19 protein-coding genes are annotated in these 15,466 nt (G+C 74.5%); 11 read left to right on the plus strand and 8 right to left on the minus strand.

Going from position 1 to position 15,466, the window contains the following annotated elements:
* Positions 1–11 precede the first annotated feature (11 nt).
* The 3 genes from AB0469_RS13630 (at position 12) to AB0469_RS13640 (ending at position 2,086) form a co-directional block, all read left to right on the plus strand.
* Complete coding sequence (locus AB0469_RS13630) at positions 12–1,061, plus strand: hypothetical protein (RefSeq protein ID WP_366451515.1); 1,050 nt, start codon at positions 12–14, stop codon at positions 1,059–1,061.
* Between the two features lie 120 nt (positions 1,062–1,181).
* On the plus strand, positions 1,182–1,772 hold the full coding sequence (locus AB0469_RS13635; protein ID WP_366451516.1) for a CAP domain-containing protein: 591 nt from the start codon (positions 1,182–1,184) through the stop codon (positions 1,770–1,772).
* Entirely contained in the window at positions 1,763–2,086 is a 324-nt protein-coding gene (locus tag AB0469_RS13640) for a hypothetical protein (RefSeq protein WP_366451517.1), read from the plus strand. Before AB0469_RS13635 ends, AB0469_RS13640 begins: the two co-directional genes overlap by 10 nt.
* Before the next feature lie 57 nt (positions 2,087–2,143).
* Here the strand turns inward: AB0469_RS13640 and AB0469_RS13645 are convergent, their stop codons facing one another.
* Positions 2,144–2,482, minus strand: a complete 339-nt coding sequence (locus tag AB0469_RS13645) for a protease inhibitor I9 family protein (protein WP_366451518.1) — start codon at positions 2,480–2,482, stop codon at positions 2,144–2,146.
* A gap of 380 nt (positions 2,483–2,862) precedes the next feature.
* Between AB0469_RS13645 and AB0469_RS13650 the strand changes: the two genes are divergently transcribed.
* On the plus strand, positions 2,863–4,044 hold the full coding sequence (locus AB0469_RS13650; RefSeq protein WP_366451519.1) for a S8 family peptidase: 1,182 nt from the start codon (positions 2,863–2,865) through the stop codon (positions 4,042–4,044).
* A gap of 4 nt (positions 4,045–4,048) precedes the next feature.
* Here the strand turns inward: AB0469_RS13650 and AB0469_RS13655 are convergent, their stop codons facing one another.
* The gene (locus AB0469_RS13655) at positions 4,049–4,303 is read right to left on the minus strand and encodes a DUF397 domain-containing protein (RefSeq protein ID WP_366451520.1); all 255 of its coding nucleotides are present in this window, start codon (positions 4,301–4,303) and stop codon (positions 4,049–4,051) included.
* Positions 4,287–5,120 (minus strand): helix-turn-helix transcriptional regulator, encoded by an 834-nt coding sequence (locus AB0469_RS13660; protein WP_366451521.1) that lies wholly within the window; start codon positions 5,118–5,120, stop codon positions 4,287–4,289. Before AB0469_RS13660 ends, AB0469_RS13655 begins: the two co-directional genes overlap by 17 nt.
* Positions 5,121–5,235: 115 nt before the next feature.
* On the opposite strand from AB0469_RS13660, the gene AB0469_RS13665 reads away from it, so the two are divergent.
* The 4 genes from AB0469_RS13665 to AB0469_RS13680 are packed head-to-tail and all read left to right on the plus strand — an operon-like array spanning position 5,236 to position 6,840.
* Positions 5,236–5,460 carry a hypothetical protein gene (locus AB0469_RS13665; protein WP_366451522.1) on the plus strand — a complete coding sequence of 75 codons (225 nt, stop codon included), beginning with the start codon at positions 5,236–5,238 and terminating at the stop codon, positions 5,458–5,460.
* Entirely contained in the window at positions 5,457–6,125 is a 669-nt protein-coding gene (locus AB0469_RS13670) for a hypothetical protein (RefSeq protein WP_366451523.1), read from the plus strand. Before AB0469_RS13665 ends, AB0469_RS13670 begins: the two co-directional genes overlap by 4 nt.
* A gap of 41 nt (positions 6,126–6,166) precedes the next feature.
* Positions 6,167–6,445, plus strand: coding sequence for a hypothetical protein (locus AB0469_RS13675; protein WP_366451525.1), 279 nt, complete (start codon positions 6,167–6,169; stop codon positions 6,443–6,445).
* The gene (locus AB0469_RS13680) at positions 6,442–6,840 is read left to right on the plus strand and encodes a DNA-binding protein (RefSeq protein ID WP_366451526.1); all 399 of its coding nucleotides are present in this window, start codon (positions 6,442–6,444) and stop codon (positions 6,838–6,840) included. Before AB0469_RS13675 ends, AB0469_RS13680 begins: the two co-directional genes overlap by 4 nt.
* A gap of 17 nt (positions 6,841–6,857) precedes the next feature.
* On the opposite strand, the gene AB0469_RS13685 is transcribed toward AB0469_RS13680, so the two are convergent.
* Entirely contained in the window at positions 6,858–8,333 is a 1,476-nt protein-coding gene (locus AB0469_RS13685) for a PTS transporter subunit EIIC (protein ID WP_366451527.1), read from the minus strand.
* 42 nt (positions 8,334–8,375) lie between these two features.
* Positions 8,376–9,299, minus strand: a complete 924-nt coding sequence (murQ, locus tag AB0469_RS13690; RefSeq protein WP_366451528.1) for an N-acetylmuramic acid 6-phosphate etherase — start codon at positions 9,297–9,299, stop codon at positions 8,376–8,378.
* A gap of 152 nt (positions 9,300–9,451) precedes the next feature.
* Between murQ and AB0469_RS13695 the strand changes: the two genes are divergently transcribed.
* Positions 9,452–9,832, plus strand: a complete 381-nt coding sequence (locus tag AB0469_RS13695) for a hypothetical protein (RefSeq protein WP_366451529.1) — start codon at positions 9,452–9,454, stop codon at positions 9,830–9,832.
* Positions 9,833–9,839: 7 nt separating this feature from the next.
* Positions 9,840–10,115, plus strand: a complete 276-nt coding sequence (locus AB0469_RS13700) for a DUF4031 domain-containing protein (RefSeq protein ID WP_366451530.1) — start codon at positions 9,840–9,842, stop codon at positions 10,113–10,115.
* Between the two features lie 13 nt (positions 10,116–10,128).
* On the opposite strand, the gene AB0469_RS13705 is transcribed toward AB0469_RS13700, so the two are convergent.
* Both AB0469_RS13705 and AB0469_RS13710 read right to left on the minus strand, forming a co-directional pair.
* On the minus strand, positions 10,129–11,346 hold the full coding sequence (locus AB0469_RS13705; protein WP_366451531.1) for a Cmx/CmrA family chloramphenicol efflux MFS transporter: 1,218 nt from the start codon (positions 11,344–11,346) through the stop codon (positions 10,129–10,131).
* A gap of 88 nt (positions 11,347–11,434) precedes the next feature.
* Positions 11,435–12,151 carry a hypothetical protein gene (locus AB0469_RS13710; RefSeq protein WP_366451532.1) on the minus strand — a complete coding sequence of 239 codons (717 nt, stop codon included), beginning with the start codon at positions 12,149–12,151 and terminating at the stop codon, positions 11,435–11,437.
* A 108-nt stretch (positions 12,152–12,259) separates the two neighbouring features.
* On the opposite strand from AB0469_RS13710, the gene AB0469_RS13715 reads away from it, so the two are divergent.
* Positions 12,260–12,946 carry a copper homeostasis protein CutC gene (locus AB0469_RS13715; protein ID WP_366451533.1) on the plus strand — a complete coding sequence of 229 codons (687 nt, stop codon included), beginning with the start codon at positions 12,260–12,262 and terminating at the stop codon, positions 12,944–12,946.
* A gap of 165 nt (positions 12,947–13,111) precedes the next feature.
* On the opposite strand, the gene AB0469_RS13720 is transcribed toward AB0469_RS13715, so the two are convergent.
* Positions 13,112–15,220: an AAA family ATPase gene (locus AB0469_RS13720; protein ID WP_366451534.1), complete on the minus strand. Its 2,109-nt coding sequence runs from the start codon at positions 15,218–15,220 to the stop codon at positions 13,112–13,114.
* Positions 15,221–15,466: the final 246 nt, after the last annotated feature.

Genomic DNA, 15,466 nt, shown 5'->3' on the forward strand with positions numbered 1-15,466 from the left:
TAATGGGTGCCGTGGACCCGCCGCGCAGCACGACCAGGGCGAAGGCCACGGCCCGGCCCCAGGGGTCCGGCCTGGCGTTCTGGCCGTTCGGCGTACGGGCGGCCGTGCTCCTGGCCCCCGTCCTGCTGGTCGTCCTGGCCGTCGCCTGGGGTGCCGCGCGGACCTGGCTGGGTATGGAGTCCGTGTCGGCCGGGTGGGTCCTGCTGGCCATCGTCGCCCTGAGCCTGCTGCCCGTCCTGCTGGTGGTGCTCAGCGGGGTCGCCTCCGGCGGCGGGACCGTGGAGCTGGGCACCGTCAAGATCGCCCTCACGGCGGCGGCCGGGTCCCGGCGCGGCCTGGCCGTCCCCCGGAACGTGGTCCCCGAGCGGGGCGTCCCCCTGGCCGGCCCCGGCGCGGCCGAAGCGGTCACCTCGCTGCGGGGTCTGCGCGGCGCCGAGGTCGTCATCGTCGACCTGGAGGACGGCCACGCCTGGTGGGAGCACCGGCTGCTGCTCCTGTGCGCCGCGGCCGCCCGGCTCGGCCGGCCCGCGGTGGTCGTCTTCACCGCCCAGCGGGAGGGCGGGCCGGGCCGGTTCGTCGGCTGGGCGAGCCCGGCCGACCTCCTCCAGCGCCTCCAGGACGGCGACCCGGACCTGCGCAAGGCGTACCTGGAAGCCTCCGGCCAGGCCGCCGGGGTGCGGCTCGCCGAGGCGTCGGGGCCGGCGCCGTCGGCACGGCTGATGAAGGAGCTCGGCCTGGAGGGCGCGCGCCGCCTGACCCATCCGCCGCCGCGCGAAGCCCTCAACCCGTTCCTGGAGGAACAGCTGCTGGCCCGCGGCCTGGACCGGTTCGACGCGGCGCCCGAGGAGATCGACGTCCCGCGGCTGCTGGCGCTGTTCACACCGGTGCTGCACACGCGGGCGCTGGAACGATCCGACGACGACGCGGCCTGGCTGCGCGCGGCCCTCCTCGACGAGGGCGAGTACGTCGCCTTCACCGACGCCGGCCGCTACACGGGGATCATGTCGGGGGCCGCCGTGGCCCGCGCGGCGCTGCTGGCGCTGCTCCCGCCGGGGGCGTAGCCGCCGGACGGGCGGAGCCGGGCCGGATGGGGGATGCTGATCCCATCGCCAACTCCGGTTGATGCACGGCATCCCGGCCCCGGCACTCCCGCCTTCGATGACGTCCCATCGAGGTATTCGATGAAGCCGAAACCTTTCGCCAAGGTCGCCGCCCTGCTGTGCGGCCTCGTCCTGATGGGCTCGACCCCGGCCGCCTTCGCTCTCACCCCCGCGGCCTCGGCGAAGTCCGCCGTCTGCCCCACGCCCGATCCTCCGCCCGGCACGGGCTCCCGGATCAGCGCCGCCGACGCCGACGCCCTCGTCCGTGCCCACAACGACGCACGCCGGGCGGCCCTCCAGCAGTACAACCCCGGCCTCGCCCTGACCTCCGTCACGTGGAGCCCCAAGCTCGCCTGCGACGCCCAGGCCTGGGCCGACGATCCGGATTCCATCAAAGACGGCAAAGCCGTTCACACCCCCCGTGAGGTGAACGGCAACGAGGGCGAGAACCTCTTCAGCGCCTGGCCCGGGCCGGCGCGTCCGACGATGGCGATGGACCCCTCGGTGGGCTTCGGCTGGATGGCGGAGAAGGCCAAGTTCGATGCGGACGGCAACCCCCTGATCGACGGCACCAACAACAAACCCTGGGGCCACTACTCCCAGATCATCTGGATGTCCCCCGCAACGCCCACCACCGCGATCGGCTGCGGTGTGAAGGAGGCGTGTCGCTGAAGGACGACGACGGCGTGTTCCACACGGGCTGGAACCTGGTGTGCCGGTACGCCGCCGCGGGCAACATCGTCGGGCAGCGGGCCATCCCGGCCGGCAGCGTCAACCCGGTTCCTCCCGTGCCCCCGCCGCCTCCGGCGCCCACCCGGCCCTTCCGCGGCACCAGCGCGGTCTCGCAGCGCGACGGCCACCTGGACGTGTTCTGGATCGGTCCCGACGGGTCGGTGCGGTCGCAGTGGTGGGACGCCGCGGGTGGCGCGTGGGCCGGGCACGGCTCGTTCGACATCGCCCCACCGGGCAGCGCCGCCCCGCAGTAGCGGGCGGCGGGCCGGCCCCGGCGGCACCGACGCGGCCACCGGGGCCGGCCCCTGCCGTCAGAACGGCCCCGCCGAGCCGTCGGCCTCCACCGACACCACCCCCGGCAGTGCGGCCACGTCCGCGACCTGTTCCGGGCTGAGCCGGGCCGCGAAACCGTTCAGCGCGTGGTGGTAGTAGCGGTCCGGCCGCACCCCGCCTACCTGTGCCGCCACGGCGGCCGGATCGACGCCCCGGCGCACGGTGACGATGTACGAGGGCCAGTCGGCCGGAGCCGCCCGCGGCGCTGGCTCGCGCACGGCGGCGGCGCTCGCGGCGGCGGTGGACAGGGGCAGGACGGCGACGGCCGCCAGGACGGCGGCGGCCACGGGCAGGGCTCGGCTCACACGGTTGCGCATGCGGCGAGGCCACCACGCGCGAAGGGGCCGGTCAACGACGCGGAGGGGTGTGGCGGGGGCACGTTGCGCCGTCCGGCCGCGCGCTCCCTGGTGTGGCGGCGGGCCGTACGGGTGGACTTGCCGGGACCGCCCCGCCCGCGCACGCCGGGTGCCGGGGGCGGGCACGACCCGTGCGGCCCAAGGGGGCAAACCTTTCTGTGGTGGTGCCGGCGGCCCGCCCAGACGCGGTCGTGGGGCGGATGGGCCGGGCGGGGGCCACGGGGTCAAGGCGAACCGGAGTGCGACCCGATGGAAGGGAAGGCCGCCCCCGCAGAGGTCCTCGTCGTCGCGGGGGCGGCCTGCCCACGCCGACGTTCCCGCCCCCCCAGGGAGTCCCTTCCATGCGCCTGCTCGCCCGTCTGGCCGCCGCCGCCCTCCTCACCGCGACCCCGGTCACGGCCGGAACGGCCTCGGCCGCCGGCCCGGAACCGACCCCGGCACCCCTGCACACCTCGGCGAACGCCGTGCCCGGCCAGTACATCGTGACCCTGGAGAAGGGGGTGGACGCGGCGAAGGCGGCACAGAAGCTCGGGCTGAAGCCGACGTTCGTCTACGGCTCGGCGCTGAACGGCTTCGCCGCCCCGCTGACCCCGCTCCAGCTGACGGCCGTCCGCAGCAGCCCGGGGGTGAAGGCGGTCGAGGAGGACGCGAAGGTGCAGTCCGTTCCGACGCCGTCCGCCGCGGCGGGCGTGCGGGCCCCGGCGTTCTCGTGGGGCCTGGACCGGATCGACCAGCGGAAGCTGCCGCTGGACAACGACTTCAGCACCCAGGGCAACGGCGCCGGGGTGACCGCCTACATCCTGGACTCGGGCATCGACCTCAACCACTCCGAGTTCGGGGGCCGCGCCAGGGCGGGCTTCGACGCGATCGGCGACGGGTGGGGCGGCATGGACTGCCAGGGTCACGGCACGCACGTCGCCGGCACCGTGGCCGGTGCCACGTACGGGGTGGCGCGCAAGGCGAACCTGGTGAGCGTCCGGGTCCTGGGGTGCGACGGCAGGGGCGCGTGGTCGGGGATCATCGCGGGCATGGACTGGATCGCGAAGAACGCCCGGCAGCCGGCCGTGATGAACGCCTCCCTGGGCGGGGACAGGTCCCAGGCGGTCAACGACGCCGCCACCGCCGTGTCCGACGCGGGTGTCCTGCCGGTCATCGCGGCGGGCAACTCCTCGATCGACGCCTGCAACGTCTCGCCCGCCTCGGCGGCGCGCGTGCTGACGGTCGGGGCGACCGACCGGTTCGACCAGGAGACCGCCTTCTCCAACTACGGCCGGTGCCTCAGCCTCTACGCCCCCGGGCAGGACATCGTCTCGGCGAAGCTCGGCGGCGGCAGCGTGGCCCTGAACGGTACGTCCATGGCCGCGCCGCACGTCGCGGGTGTCGCCGCGCTCTACAAGGCGGCCCACCCGACGGCCGCCCCGGCGGAGGTCTACCAGTTCCTGGACAGCGGCTCCACCAAGGACATCGTCACCAACATCGGCGCGGGCAGCCCGAACAAGCTGCTGTTCACCGGCGGTCTGTGACGGGTCAGAGCGTACGGACGAACTCGGCCCAGGCCCGCGCGCGGAACACCACGTGCGGGCCTTCGGGCTGCTTGGAGTCCCGGACGGGGACGAGGTCGGCGTGCGCGTCGCAGACCTCGACGCAGTCGCCGCCGTCTCCGCCGCTGTGGGTGGACTTCCGCCAGGTGGCCATCTCGACGCAGCTTCCGCCACTGCCATCGCTGTAGCTCGACTTGTGCCAGGTGGCCGCTGACAGGTCGTACTCAGGCATGGTCGTCATGTGCGTATTCCTCCGCCGCGGACTCGATCATGGCCAGTGACTTGCTGGGTGACAGCGCGCTAGCCGTGAGGAGATCGTAGGACAGGGAGTGGCGGGCTGCCGTGGCCGGATCGTCCAACAGCTGTCCTGTGCCGTTCCCTTGGAGGTAGGCCAGAGGCGGAGCGTTCTCGAAGGACATCAATTGGAGGAAGCCTCCGACTGACGCATGGGCGCCCACGCTGAACGGGAGTACCTGGACGATGATCCGGCGCGCCCGGATCAGATCCGCGATGTGTTTTAGGGCATCGGCCATTACGCTCCGTCCGCCCACGACACGTCGGACCACCGCCTCGTCGAGCACGAACCACAACAGTGGCGTTGTTGCATCAGCGAGGAGCTTGGCGCGGTCCAGACGGGCCTCGGTCAGTTCATCGATAACGGTTTCCGGCGCGGTCGGCTGGTATGCGCGGAAGATCTCCCGCGCGTAAGCCTCTCGCTGGAGCAGCCCCGGCATGACCAGGGGTGCGTACTCCCGAATAGTCAGTGCTTCGGCCTCCGCCTCAGCCGCCTCCACGAAGTGTTCGGGGTACTTGGACTTCCCCTGCTTCCCGCAGTTGCGGGTGAAGAACCCGTCCGTGCCCAGCACCTGGTCTATGGCCGTGGCGAGTTCGAGGGTGATGCGGCGGGTCCCGTTCTCCATCTGGCCGACGTACGAGCCGCTCACGAAGAGCTTCTCGCCCAGGCCGGCCTGGCTCATGTCGCGGCGTTCGCGGGCCACGCGGAGTTCGGCGCCGAGGAGGGCGCGGGGTGAGGAGGGGTCGAGGGGCTTTCCTGGCATGGCAACTCCTGCTCCAACAGCTGTGGTTGCTGTGGTTGACCTCCTTGAAGGCCATCGAGCGCGCAACCACTCTGTGTAGAGGACCTGAATACTCAGAGTGGAAAGGTGACATGTCATGGTGCTCACGCCCCAGGAGCGGATGCGGGCGGCCGAGGAGGCCGTGCGGCAGCTGAGGGAGTCCCTGGAGGGGGTCGGGGTCACCTTCCCCTCCCTCGACGTGGACGGGGTCTCCGCCGCCGGTGCCTACGGGCTCCCCCTCGTGGACCTCGGCCGCTGCAACCTGGACACCGCCCTGCGGCTGGCGGCGGTGCTGTACGAGCGGGCCGGGGCCGGGGCGTGAGCGAGCCGGTCGAGGCGGCGGAGTTCGCCTTCGAGCTGGGGTGGAGGCTGCGCGGGCTGGAGGCGGCCCTCGGCGGCGGCGGGTGGCGGCGTACGGGCGCGGGGCTGTCCGTGAGGGTGCGGCCGGACGGGGGCGGCGGGACGTGGACGGCGGTCGGGGACGACGGGCGGCGGAGGGTCGCGCGGACGGCGGGGTCGGCGGACGAGGCGACGGCGCAGGTGCAGGAGGCGTTCGGGGTGGAGGGGTGGCGGCCGCAGCCGCCCCCGCCGCCGGGGTGGCAGCGGTTCACGCTGCTGCACCGCCCGGCCGGGGAGTGCCCGCCGTACGGGGACCCGCGCTACGACCGGATCAAGGCGGAGCCGCCCCGGGGATGCGTGGCCGAGGAGGTCGGCGGGGGCTTCGGGCTGCGCTGCGAGCGGCCGGGGGAGCGGCTGCTGGACGCGGTCGCGGCGACGTGCGCGGAGGTCCGGGAGGGGTACGGGCTGCTGATGTGCGATCTCGGCGTCGAGAAGGTGCAGGAGTGGGCGGAGGACGGGCCGGACGGGTGGGGCGCGGAGATCGTGGGCCAGCTGCTGCTGATGGCGGCCGAGCGGGGGCCCGCGCTCGGGTACTCCGTGGAGGACCTGGCCGGCTTCCTGCGGGTGGCTGCCGGGTCCGTCCGGTGAGGGCCCTGACCGTATGGCATTTCGAATGCCATAGTGGTGTCATGGCTGACGAGACCGGGTTCCTCCCAGGAGACGGACCCACCAGCGGTATCTCGGTATCGCTCACGGCCGGCACCTTGCAGGCGATCCGTGACCGGGTGGGCAAACGAGGGGTCTCCGCCTATCTGGAGCGGGCCGCACAGCGCCAGATCGAGCTGGACAAGCTGGACGAGCTGATCGCCGACTTCGACCGGGTCAACGGGCCGGCCGACCCGGAGGCCGTGGCCGCTAAGCGTGCCGAACTCACGGGCCGGTCGCCGGGGGCCGGGGCTGCCGCGTGAGCGGTGCCCTGGTCCTCGACAGCGAGGGTCTGGCGAAGGCGGTGCAGCGGGACACCGGGGTCCACGAGTGGGTGACGGCAGCACGAGCCGAGGGCCTCCTGGTCGTGACGTCGGCCGCCGTTCTGGTCGAGGTCATCCATCCGGAGGTGAACGATGCCGCGCTGAAGTGGACGCTTTCCTGCCTGCGCGTGGAGCCCGTCACGCAGGCGGTGGCGCAGTCCGCCGCCGCTCTGCTCAGGGATGCCGGGCTGCACGGCCACAAGCACGCCATTGACGCCATGCTGTGCGCGACCGCCCTGGCGCTGCCGGGCCTCGTGACGATCCTGACGTCCGACGTGGAGGACATCGAGCTGCTCACCGCCGCGCACGGCCGCATCGTGGCCCGGAAGGTCTGAACCGCCGGGCGGGCAGGTCAGGCCAGGGCCGGTTGGCCGGTGGTCTGGCCGGGGGGACCCGCCGGCTCCGGCGGGGCGGTGTTCAGTTCGTCCAGCATGCGGCGGGTGAAGCCGAAGAAGTACGTGGCCGCGAAGCCCGTCAGGTAGCCGACGGCCAGGCCGCCCGCGTAGACCGCGAGAGCCGCGGCCATCCCCCGGGTGCCTTCCAGCAGGGGGAACAGGGCCCAGCCCGAGGGGCCGATGGCGGTGGAGCCGAAGGCCACGCCCAGCTGGTTGAACAGGCCGATGAACGCCCCGCCGGCCGCGCCGCCGACGCAGGCGGTGACGAACGGGCGGCCCAGCGGCAGCGAGACCCCGTAGATCAGCGGCTCGCCGACGCCGAGGAGGCCGGCCGGGAGCGCGGAGCGGATCGTGGCGCGCAGGGAGGGGTTGCCCGGGAGGCGGCAGTAGACGGCGAGGGCCGCGCCGACCTGGCCGGCGCCCGCCATGGCGAGGATGGGCAGCAGGACGGTGTAGCCGGACCGTTCGATGAGGGTGGTGTGGATGGGGATCAGGGCCTGGTGCAGGCCCAGCATCACCAGGGGGAGGAAGAGCCCGCCCAGGACCAGCCCGGCGACGGCGCCGCCGGTGGCGAGCAGGCGGTCGGCGAAGGTGCCGATGCCGGCGGAGACGGCACCCGCGAGGAACATCAGGCCGTAGAGGGTGACGAGGCCGGGGACGAGCACGGTGAGGGTGGGGGTGACCAGCACGTCCAGGGCCTGGGGGACCCGTCGGCGGCACCACCGTTCGACGTGGACGGCGAGCAGGGCGGCGGCGAGGGCGCCGAGGACCCCGCCCTGGCCGGGGGAGAGGTGCCGTCCGAAGACCTCGGTCTTCGCGACGCCGGGGAAGACGATGACGGCCGCGACCGCCCCGCCGAGGACGGGGGTGCCGCCGAACTCCTTGGCGGTGTTGTGGCCGACGAACACGGCGATCAGGGCCATGAACGCCGAGCCGATCGCGGTCAGCGCCGGGACCAGGGCCGGGACCCAGCCGAGGTTGGCGAGCAGCCCGCCCAGGCCCGCGACGATCCCGCAGCCGATGAGCGCGGGGATCAGCGGGACGAAGACGTTCGCGATCCGGCGCAGGAACAGTTTGAACCGGGTGGCGTTGCGGGCGGTGCGGGCGTCCTTCAGGGCCGCGCCGCGGGCGGCCAGTTCCTGCGCCGTGACGGGCCGCGCGGGCGCCGCCGTCCGCGCGTCGGCGAGCAGGGCCTCGAACGCGGTGGTGACGCGGGCGACGGCGCCGGGCCCCAGCACGATCTGGTAGGTGTCGTCCTCCACCACGCCGAGGACGCCGGGCAGGGCCCTGAGCGCGGCGTCGTCGACGAGGGCGCGGTCGTGCAGGCCGATCCGCAGGCGGGTCATGCAGTGCGCGACGGAGCCGATGTTGTCCGGGCCGCCGACCAGGGGCAGGATCGCGGCGGCGGTGGCGCGGTTCGTGTCAGGGGACATGCGGTCGCCTTGCTGTGCGTGCGGGAGCTGCGGGAGCGGAGGTCAGCGGGCGGCGGCGAGGGCGTCGCGGAGGTGGCCGCCGGAGGCGGTGAGGAGGCGGGCGGCGGTGGGGGCGTCGACTCCGCCGAGGAGGACGAGGACCGCGTCCTTGACCTCGCCGCCGGTGGCGGTGAGCGCGGCCTCGATCTCGGCGTCGGGTGCGCCGGTGGCCTGGGCGACGATGCGGCGCGAGCGGGCGCGCAGCTTCTCGTTGGTGGCGCGTACGTCGACCATGAGGTTCCCGTACGTCTTGCCGAGGCGGATCATCGTCACCGTCGAGATGAGGTTCAGGACGAGCTTCTGGGCGGTGCCGGCCTTCAGCCGGGTGGATCCGGTGAGCAGCTCGGGGCCGACGACCACCTCGATGCCGTGTTCGGCGGCGGCGGCGAGGGCGGAGCCGGCGTTGCAGGACAGTCCGACGGTCAGTGCGCCGCGGGTGCGGGCGAACTCGACGGCGCCGATCGCGTAGGGGGTGCGGCCGGAGGCGGAGACGCCGACGACGGTGTCGTCGGCGGTCAGGGCGAGGGCGGTGAGGTCCTCGGCGGCCAGTTCCCGGGAGTCCTCGGCGCCCTCGACGGCCGTGACCAGGGCGCCGGGGCCGCCCGCGATCAGGCCGACGACCTGGGCGGGGTCGGTGTTGAAGGTGGGCGGGCACTCGCTGGCGTCCAGGACGCCGAGCCGGCCGGCGGTGCCCGCGCCCGCGTAGACGAGGCGGCCGCCGCGGGCCATCCGTTCCGCGATGGCGTCGACGGCCGCGGCGATCTGCTCCAGCCGTGCGGCGACGGCGGCCGGGACGCCGGCGTCCTCGGCGTTCATCAGCCGGGCGATCTCCAGGGTGGGGAGCCGGTCGATCTCGGCCAGCTCGGGGCGGAAGGCCTCGGTGGTGAGGGTGTCGAGCTGGGCGCGGAGGTCGGCGTGCGCGGTCATGGCGGGCTCCTGCGGGCGGTGGCTCGGCGGGCGCCGGGGCTTCCCCGGTGTGGGAGCCATGGTGCACCGGTGGCGGCCGGGGCGCGGTGCACCGGGCCGGGGGCGGTGGCACGGCCTCCCCTTTTGGGGCGGTGAGGGGTCAGAATGAGCCCATGGACCCCCACGCGACCCCCCTGGAACAGGCGCTGCATGTCGCCCGTGCTCTGGTTCTCGCCGACCTCGCCGCGGGTGAGGTCGCCGACGCCGATGTCGTCTCCCTCGTCGAGGACTCGGTCACGCACCGCCGGTGGTGGGTGGAACAGTGGCCGGAGGGGGTCGACTACCTGGCCGGACTCGTCGCCCAGGACGTGAAGGACGCCCTGCTGGAGAAGTACGGGCGCTGGCCGCTGTGCCCGGTGTGCGAGCACGGGGATCCGCACGCGCTGGACGTGGAGCCGGAGCTGGGCCCCGATCCGCACTGGGTGTGCTCGGAGGCCGGTGTGAAGGTGGCGGCGGTGGGCGGTCTCGGCCCCGTCTTCCACCCGGGCCGGTGAGCCGCCGGTGACGGTGTACATCGACCCGCCGGTGTGGCCGGGGCACGGCCGCATGTGGTCGCACATGGTCAGCGACGTCTCGTACGAGGAGCTGCACGCCTTCGCGGCGGGCATCGGCTGCCCGCCGCGGGCCTTCGAGCGGGACCACTATGACGTGCCGTCGCACCGGTACGCGGACGCGGTGGCGGCGGGGGCGGTGGAGATCGGCAGCAAGGAGCTGGTCCGCCGGCTGACGCAGGCGGGCCTGCGCCGGCCGAAGGGCCGCCCGGCCCCGGCGGCATAGGCCCGGCGGCCTCCTACGCGGGGGCGGGGGTCCGCTGCGCCGGGGTGTCCGCCGACGCGGCGACCACGCGGGTCGCGCCCGCTCCCGTGCGGCGGTCGATGCGCAGGGCCAGGAGGGTCAGGGCGATCGCGGTGACGGTCATGGCGGCGCCGGCCCAGGCGGTGGCGGCGTAGCCGTGGCCGGCGTCGATGACGGCGCCGCCGAGCCAGGGGCCCCCGGTGTTGCCGAGGTTGAAGGCGGCGGTGGTCGTGGCTCCGGCGAGGGTGGGGGCGGCGCCGGCGACGTTGAAGGCGCGGGCGTTGAGGGCCGGGGCGGTGAAGAACGCGGAGACGCCGAGCAGGAAGGCGAGCGCGACGGCCGCCGCCTGGACGGAGGCCAGCAGGGCCAGGGCGGCGAGGAAGGCGGTGGAGGCGGTGATGCCGCCGGTCATCACCGCGAAGAGGCGGCCGTCGGCGATCCGGCCGCCCACGGTGGTGCCGACGAGCGCGCCGACGCCGAAGAGGGCGAGGACCCACGGGACCCAGGCCGAGTCCAGTCCGGCCACGTCCGTGAGCAGCGGTGACAGGTAGCTGAAGGCGCAGAACACGCCGCCCGCGGCGAGGGCGGTGACGGCGACGGCGAGCCACACCTGGCGGTCGCCGTAGATGGAGAGCTCACGGCGCAGGCGGGGCTTCTCGGCGGGCAGCGGGATCTTCGGGATGAGCGCCAGGATGCCGGCGAGGGCGACGGCCGAGGCCGCGCCGACCGACCAGAACGCCGAGCGCCAGCCGAACTGTTCGCCGAGGAAGGCGCCGGCGGGCACGCCGAGGACGTTGGCGATGGAGAGGCCGCCGATCATGACGGACATGGCGCGGGCGCGCTGGTCCTTGCCGACCATGGCGATGGCGACGGCCGCGCCGACGGCCCAGAAGCCGGCGCAGGCGAAGGCGGAGACCACGCGGGAGGCGAAGAGGAACCCGTACGAGGGCGCCAGCGCGCCCGCGACCTGGCCGAGCCCGAAGAGGCTGATGAGGGTGACGAGGGTGGTGCGGCGGGGCAGGCGCAGGGTGGCGACGGCCAGCAGCGGTGCTCCGACGACCATGCCGATCGCGAAGGCGGATATCAGCAGGCCCGCCCGCGGGATGGAGACGCCCATGTCCTCGGCGATGGGCGGCAGGAGCCCGGACAGCATGAATTCGCTGGTGCCGAGCGCGAAGACGGACAGGCCGAGGACGTAGACGGCGACGGGCATGCGGGAACGGGTGTTCGCTGAGGCTGGGGGCATGCCTCTCACGAACCGGACCGGAGGCGGCCGCATTCCCGGTGGTGCCGCGCGTGTGTCAGGTCAGGGCGGCCAGCTCGGCGGCGAGGTTGCGGCGGGCGGGGGCCTCCCAGTGGGCGGTGCCGTACGGGGTGCGGAAGAGGCGGGGCAGGCCGAGGAGCTGGCGCAGGACGGCGGCGCGGCCGGTGCGGAAGGCCTCGTCGGGGACGAAGGCGTACTCGGCGCGGACGGCTGCGGCGTAGGCGGCGTACGCGCCGGGGTCGTCGGGGTCGTCGGGGTGGCCGGCGAGGACGGCGAGGTCGGCGTCGCAGAGGGCCTCGCCGTTGGTGTCGCCGGGGGCGGGGTCGTGGGTGACGGTCAGCCGGACGAGGCGGGCGACCTCGGCGGTGCGGGCGGCGTCGATGCCGAGCTCGGGGAGGGCGCGCTCGGCGAGGGCGGCGCTGCGCTCCTCGTTCTCGGAGCGGTCGGGGCGGTAGACGGCGTCGTGGAACCAGGCGGCGAGCTCGACGGCGGCGGGGTCGGCGGCGTGCGCGGCGAGGACGTCGATGCGGGCGAGGACGTCGGCCAGGTGGGCGGTGGTGTGGTACCGGCGCTGGGGCTCGGCCCAGGCGGTGAGGAGGCGGTCGGCGTAGGGGGCGGGGTCGCGGCCGGCGCCCGCGGCCGCGGCGGTGGCCGCCCAGCGGCGGCGCAGCGCGGCGGCCGTGGCGGGGTCGGTGCCGGTGTCCGTGCGTGTTCCCGCGTCCGCGCCCGCGTCCGTGCCCTTGTCGGTGTCCATGCGGACATTGTGCGGGTGGCGTGATGGTGCTGGTGGAGCGCGGGCCGGGGCCCGTACCCTGATATTGGACTAGACCTATTTTCCCTATGTTCCGAAGGATGGGATCACATGAGCAACCGTGCGCTCCTGGAGGTGATCGCCCTCGACGTGGAGGACGCGGTCGCCGCCCAGGCGGGTGGGGCGGACCGACTCGAACTGGTCACCGACATGGCCGCCGACGGGCTCACCCCCTCGCGCGAGACCTTCGCGGCGATCCGGTCCTCGGTCGACATCCCGCTGCGCGTGATGCTCCGCGGGACGGACGGGTTCGCGGCGGGCGACGTCGCCGCGCTGGCCGGGGCGGCGCGGGAGCTTCGGGCGGAGGGGGCGCAGGAGTTCGTCCTCGGGTTCCTGCACCCGGACGGCAGCCCCGACCTGGCGGCCGTCGAGGCGGTCCTGGCGGAGCTGGACGGCTGCCGCTGGACCTTCCACCGCGCGATCGACCGCGCGGCCGACCGGGACGGGCTGCGCAAGGCGCTGGCCGACCTGCCCGGGCTGGACACGTACCTCACGGCGGGCTCCGCGGCCGGGGTCGCCGAGGGGCTCCCGGTCCTGCTGGCGGAGGCCGCGCGGACCGGCGAGCCGGGGTACGGGCCGCGGATCCTGGTCGGCGGCGGGCTCACGCTGACGCACGTGCCGGTGCTGAGGGAGGCCGGCATCGACGGCTTCCACATCGGCGGCGCGGCCCGACCCTCCGGGTGGGACCGCCCGGTGTCCGCGGCCGCGGTCGCGGAGTGGCGGGCGGCGCTGGGCTGACGGGGCCGGGTGCCGCTGCGCGGAGCCTCTCCCCGCCCGGCCTTCGTCCGTTTCCCCGGTCAAGCCCCGGACCCCGTACCGTGCGCTCCGCGCCCGGTGCGCCCACACGCCGCGCGGGCTGGACGTGCGCAGCACGTTCCAGCCCCGCGCAGCGGGCGGGCTCCGCTACGCCAGGGCCGCCGGCAGGGGCGCGGCGTGGTGGGCCGTGAGGCCCGAGACGGCCCGGGTGAGGCAGACGTACAGGCGGCGCAGCCCCGTCCGCTCGTCCGGCTCGCCGTCCACGATCGCGGCCGGTTCGTCCAGCACCACGTAGTCGTACTCCAGGCCCTTCGCGAGGGACGCCGGGACCAGCGTCAGCCGGGACTCGGCGGTCGTCTCCTCACCCGGCGACAGGTACGGCAGGCCCTGCGCCAGCAGCGCCTCCGCCAGCACCGGGATACGGGCGTCGGCGGCGATCAGCCCGACCGACCCCTCGTGCGCGAGGAAGGCGCGGCACGCGCCGACCACGTCCGCCACCAGCCCGTCCGGGGACGAGGGGGACACCGTCAGCGAGCCCGGCGTCTCACGCACCGACGACACCGCGGCCAGCCCCGGCGAGATCTCCGGCAGCAGCCGCGACGCGTACGCGATCACCTCGCGCGGCACGCGGAAGCCCGCCGTCAGCTCCTCCAGCACCGCCTCAGGCTTCCCCAGGTGCGCCAGCGCCTCGGCCCAGCTGCGCGTCGCCCACGGCGTGGTGCCCTGCGCGAGGTCGCCCAGGACCGTCGCCGAGCCCGTCGTGCAGCGCCGCCCCACCGCCCGGTACTGCATCGGGGACAGGTCCTGCGCCTCGTCGACGACGACGTGCCCGAGCGAGTGCGTCCGCTCCACCAGGTCCGCGGCCTCGTCGATCAGCACCAGGTCCGCCGCCGACCACTTCGCCGACTTCACGCTCCGGAACGGCTTCGGCCACAGCAGCAGCTTCTGCTCCTCCTCCGTGAGCACCCCCTCGGCGTGCAGCGCCAGGAACTCCGGGTCCGACAGCAGCCGCAGCACCAGCTTCGCCGGCTCCACCTGCGGCCAGATCGCCTTGACCGCCGCCTTCACCGCCGCGTTGCGGGCCACCGCGTCCTGCACCCGGTCGTCCGGCGCCTCGCCCGCCTGCTCCATGCGGACGAGGACGGCGTGGGCGATGCGCTGCGGCAGCGCGTCGCGCGCGGCGCCGTAGCGGATGTCGCGGTTCTGGAGCTCGCCGACGATCTCCTCCAGCTCGTACGCCGGAACCCGCCAGCGGCGCGAGCCGCGGACCACCATCAGCGGCTCGGCGGGCGCGGTGACGTGCGAGCGGACCGCGCGGCGCAGCACCTCCGCCATCCGGGCGTCGCCCTTGACCACGGCGGTCGCGGCGGCGTCGGCGCCGCGGACCTCCAGGCCCGGGCGGGCGACGAGGTCGTCGACGGTGGCCTGCTGGACCTCCAGCTCGCCCAGGGCCGGCAGGACCTGCTCGATGTAGTGGAGGAAGGAACGGTTCGGCCCGATGACGAGCGTGCCGGTGCGGGCGAGCCGCTCGCGGTGCGCGTACAGCAGGTACGCGACCCGGTGCAGGCCGACGGCCGTCTTCCCGGTGCCGGGGCCGCCCTGTACGCAGACCGAGCCGGACAGGCCGGAGCGGACGATCTCGTCCTGCTCGGGCTGGATCGTGGCGACGATGTCGCGCATCGGGCCGACGCGGGGGCGCTCGATCTCCTGCTGGAGCAGCTTGCTGACGGCCGCCGCCTCGGCGGGGTCGGAGAGGTGCTCGTCCTCGTACGCGGTGAGGTCGCCGCCGGTGTACCCGAAGCGGCGGCGCAGTCCGACGTCCTGCGGATCGGCCTTGGAGGCGCGGTAGAACGGCTGGGAGACGGGCGCGCGCCAGTCGATCACCATCGGGTCGCCGTCGGCGTCGTGGACGTGGCGGCGGCCGATGTAGAACTGCTCGCCGCCGGCACCCTCGGCGAGGTCGGCGCCCGGGGCGTGGAGGTAGTCGAGGCGGCCGAAGAACAGCGGGGTGTGGGCGAGGTCGGCCAGGGCCTTGATGCGGTCGTCGATCTGCGCCTGGAGGACGGCGGCGTTGACCCAGTTCGCGGTGACGTCGCGGATGTCGAGCGCCTCCACGTCCTCGCGCATCGCGCGCAGCGCGGCCCGGGAGGCGGCCAGGTGGGCCCGCTCGCGGCCGAGGAGGCCGGCGGAGTCGGATGCGGCGGCCGTGCCGGACGCGGTGTCTTCGGGCGTGGTGTCGGGGGCGTGCGCGGGCACGGGACTGCCTCCAGCGGCTCGGTGCGGAACAGAAACCCACCGGTTTCCGTCCGGCAGGAGGCTCTCCCCGGTACGGCGGCGGGAGGCGGCAAGAGCGGAGATTTTAGTCAGCGGAAGGGAGTTGCGCGAATGGATTTGCGGGACGCCGGTTCCCGGCGGCCCCTGCCTCCGGACGGGTGTCATACCAGGGAGTGTCAGACCTTCGGCAGAGCCCTGGGGGGAAGCCATGGGACGTGAGGAGGAGCC

The organism is Streptomyces sp. NPDC093801 (assembly GCF_040701585.1).
Lineage (GTDB): Bacteria > Actinomycetota > Actinomycetes > Streptomycetales > Streptomycetaceae > Streptomyces.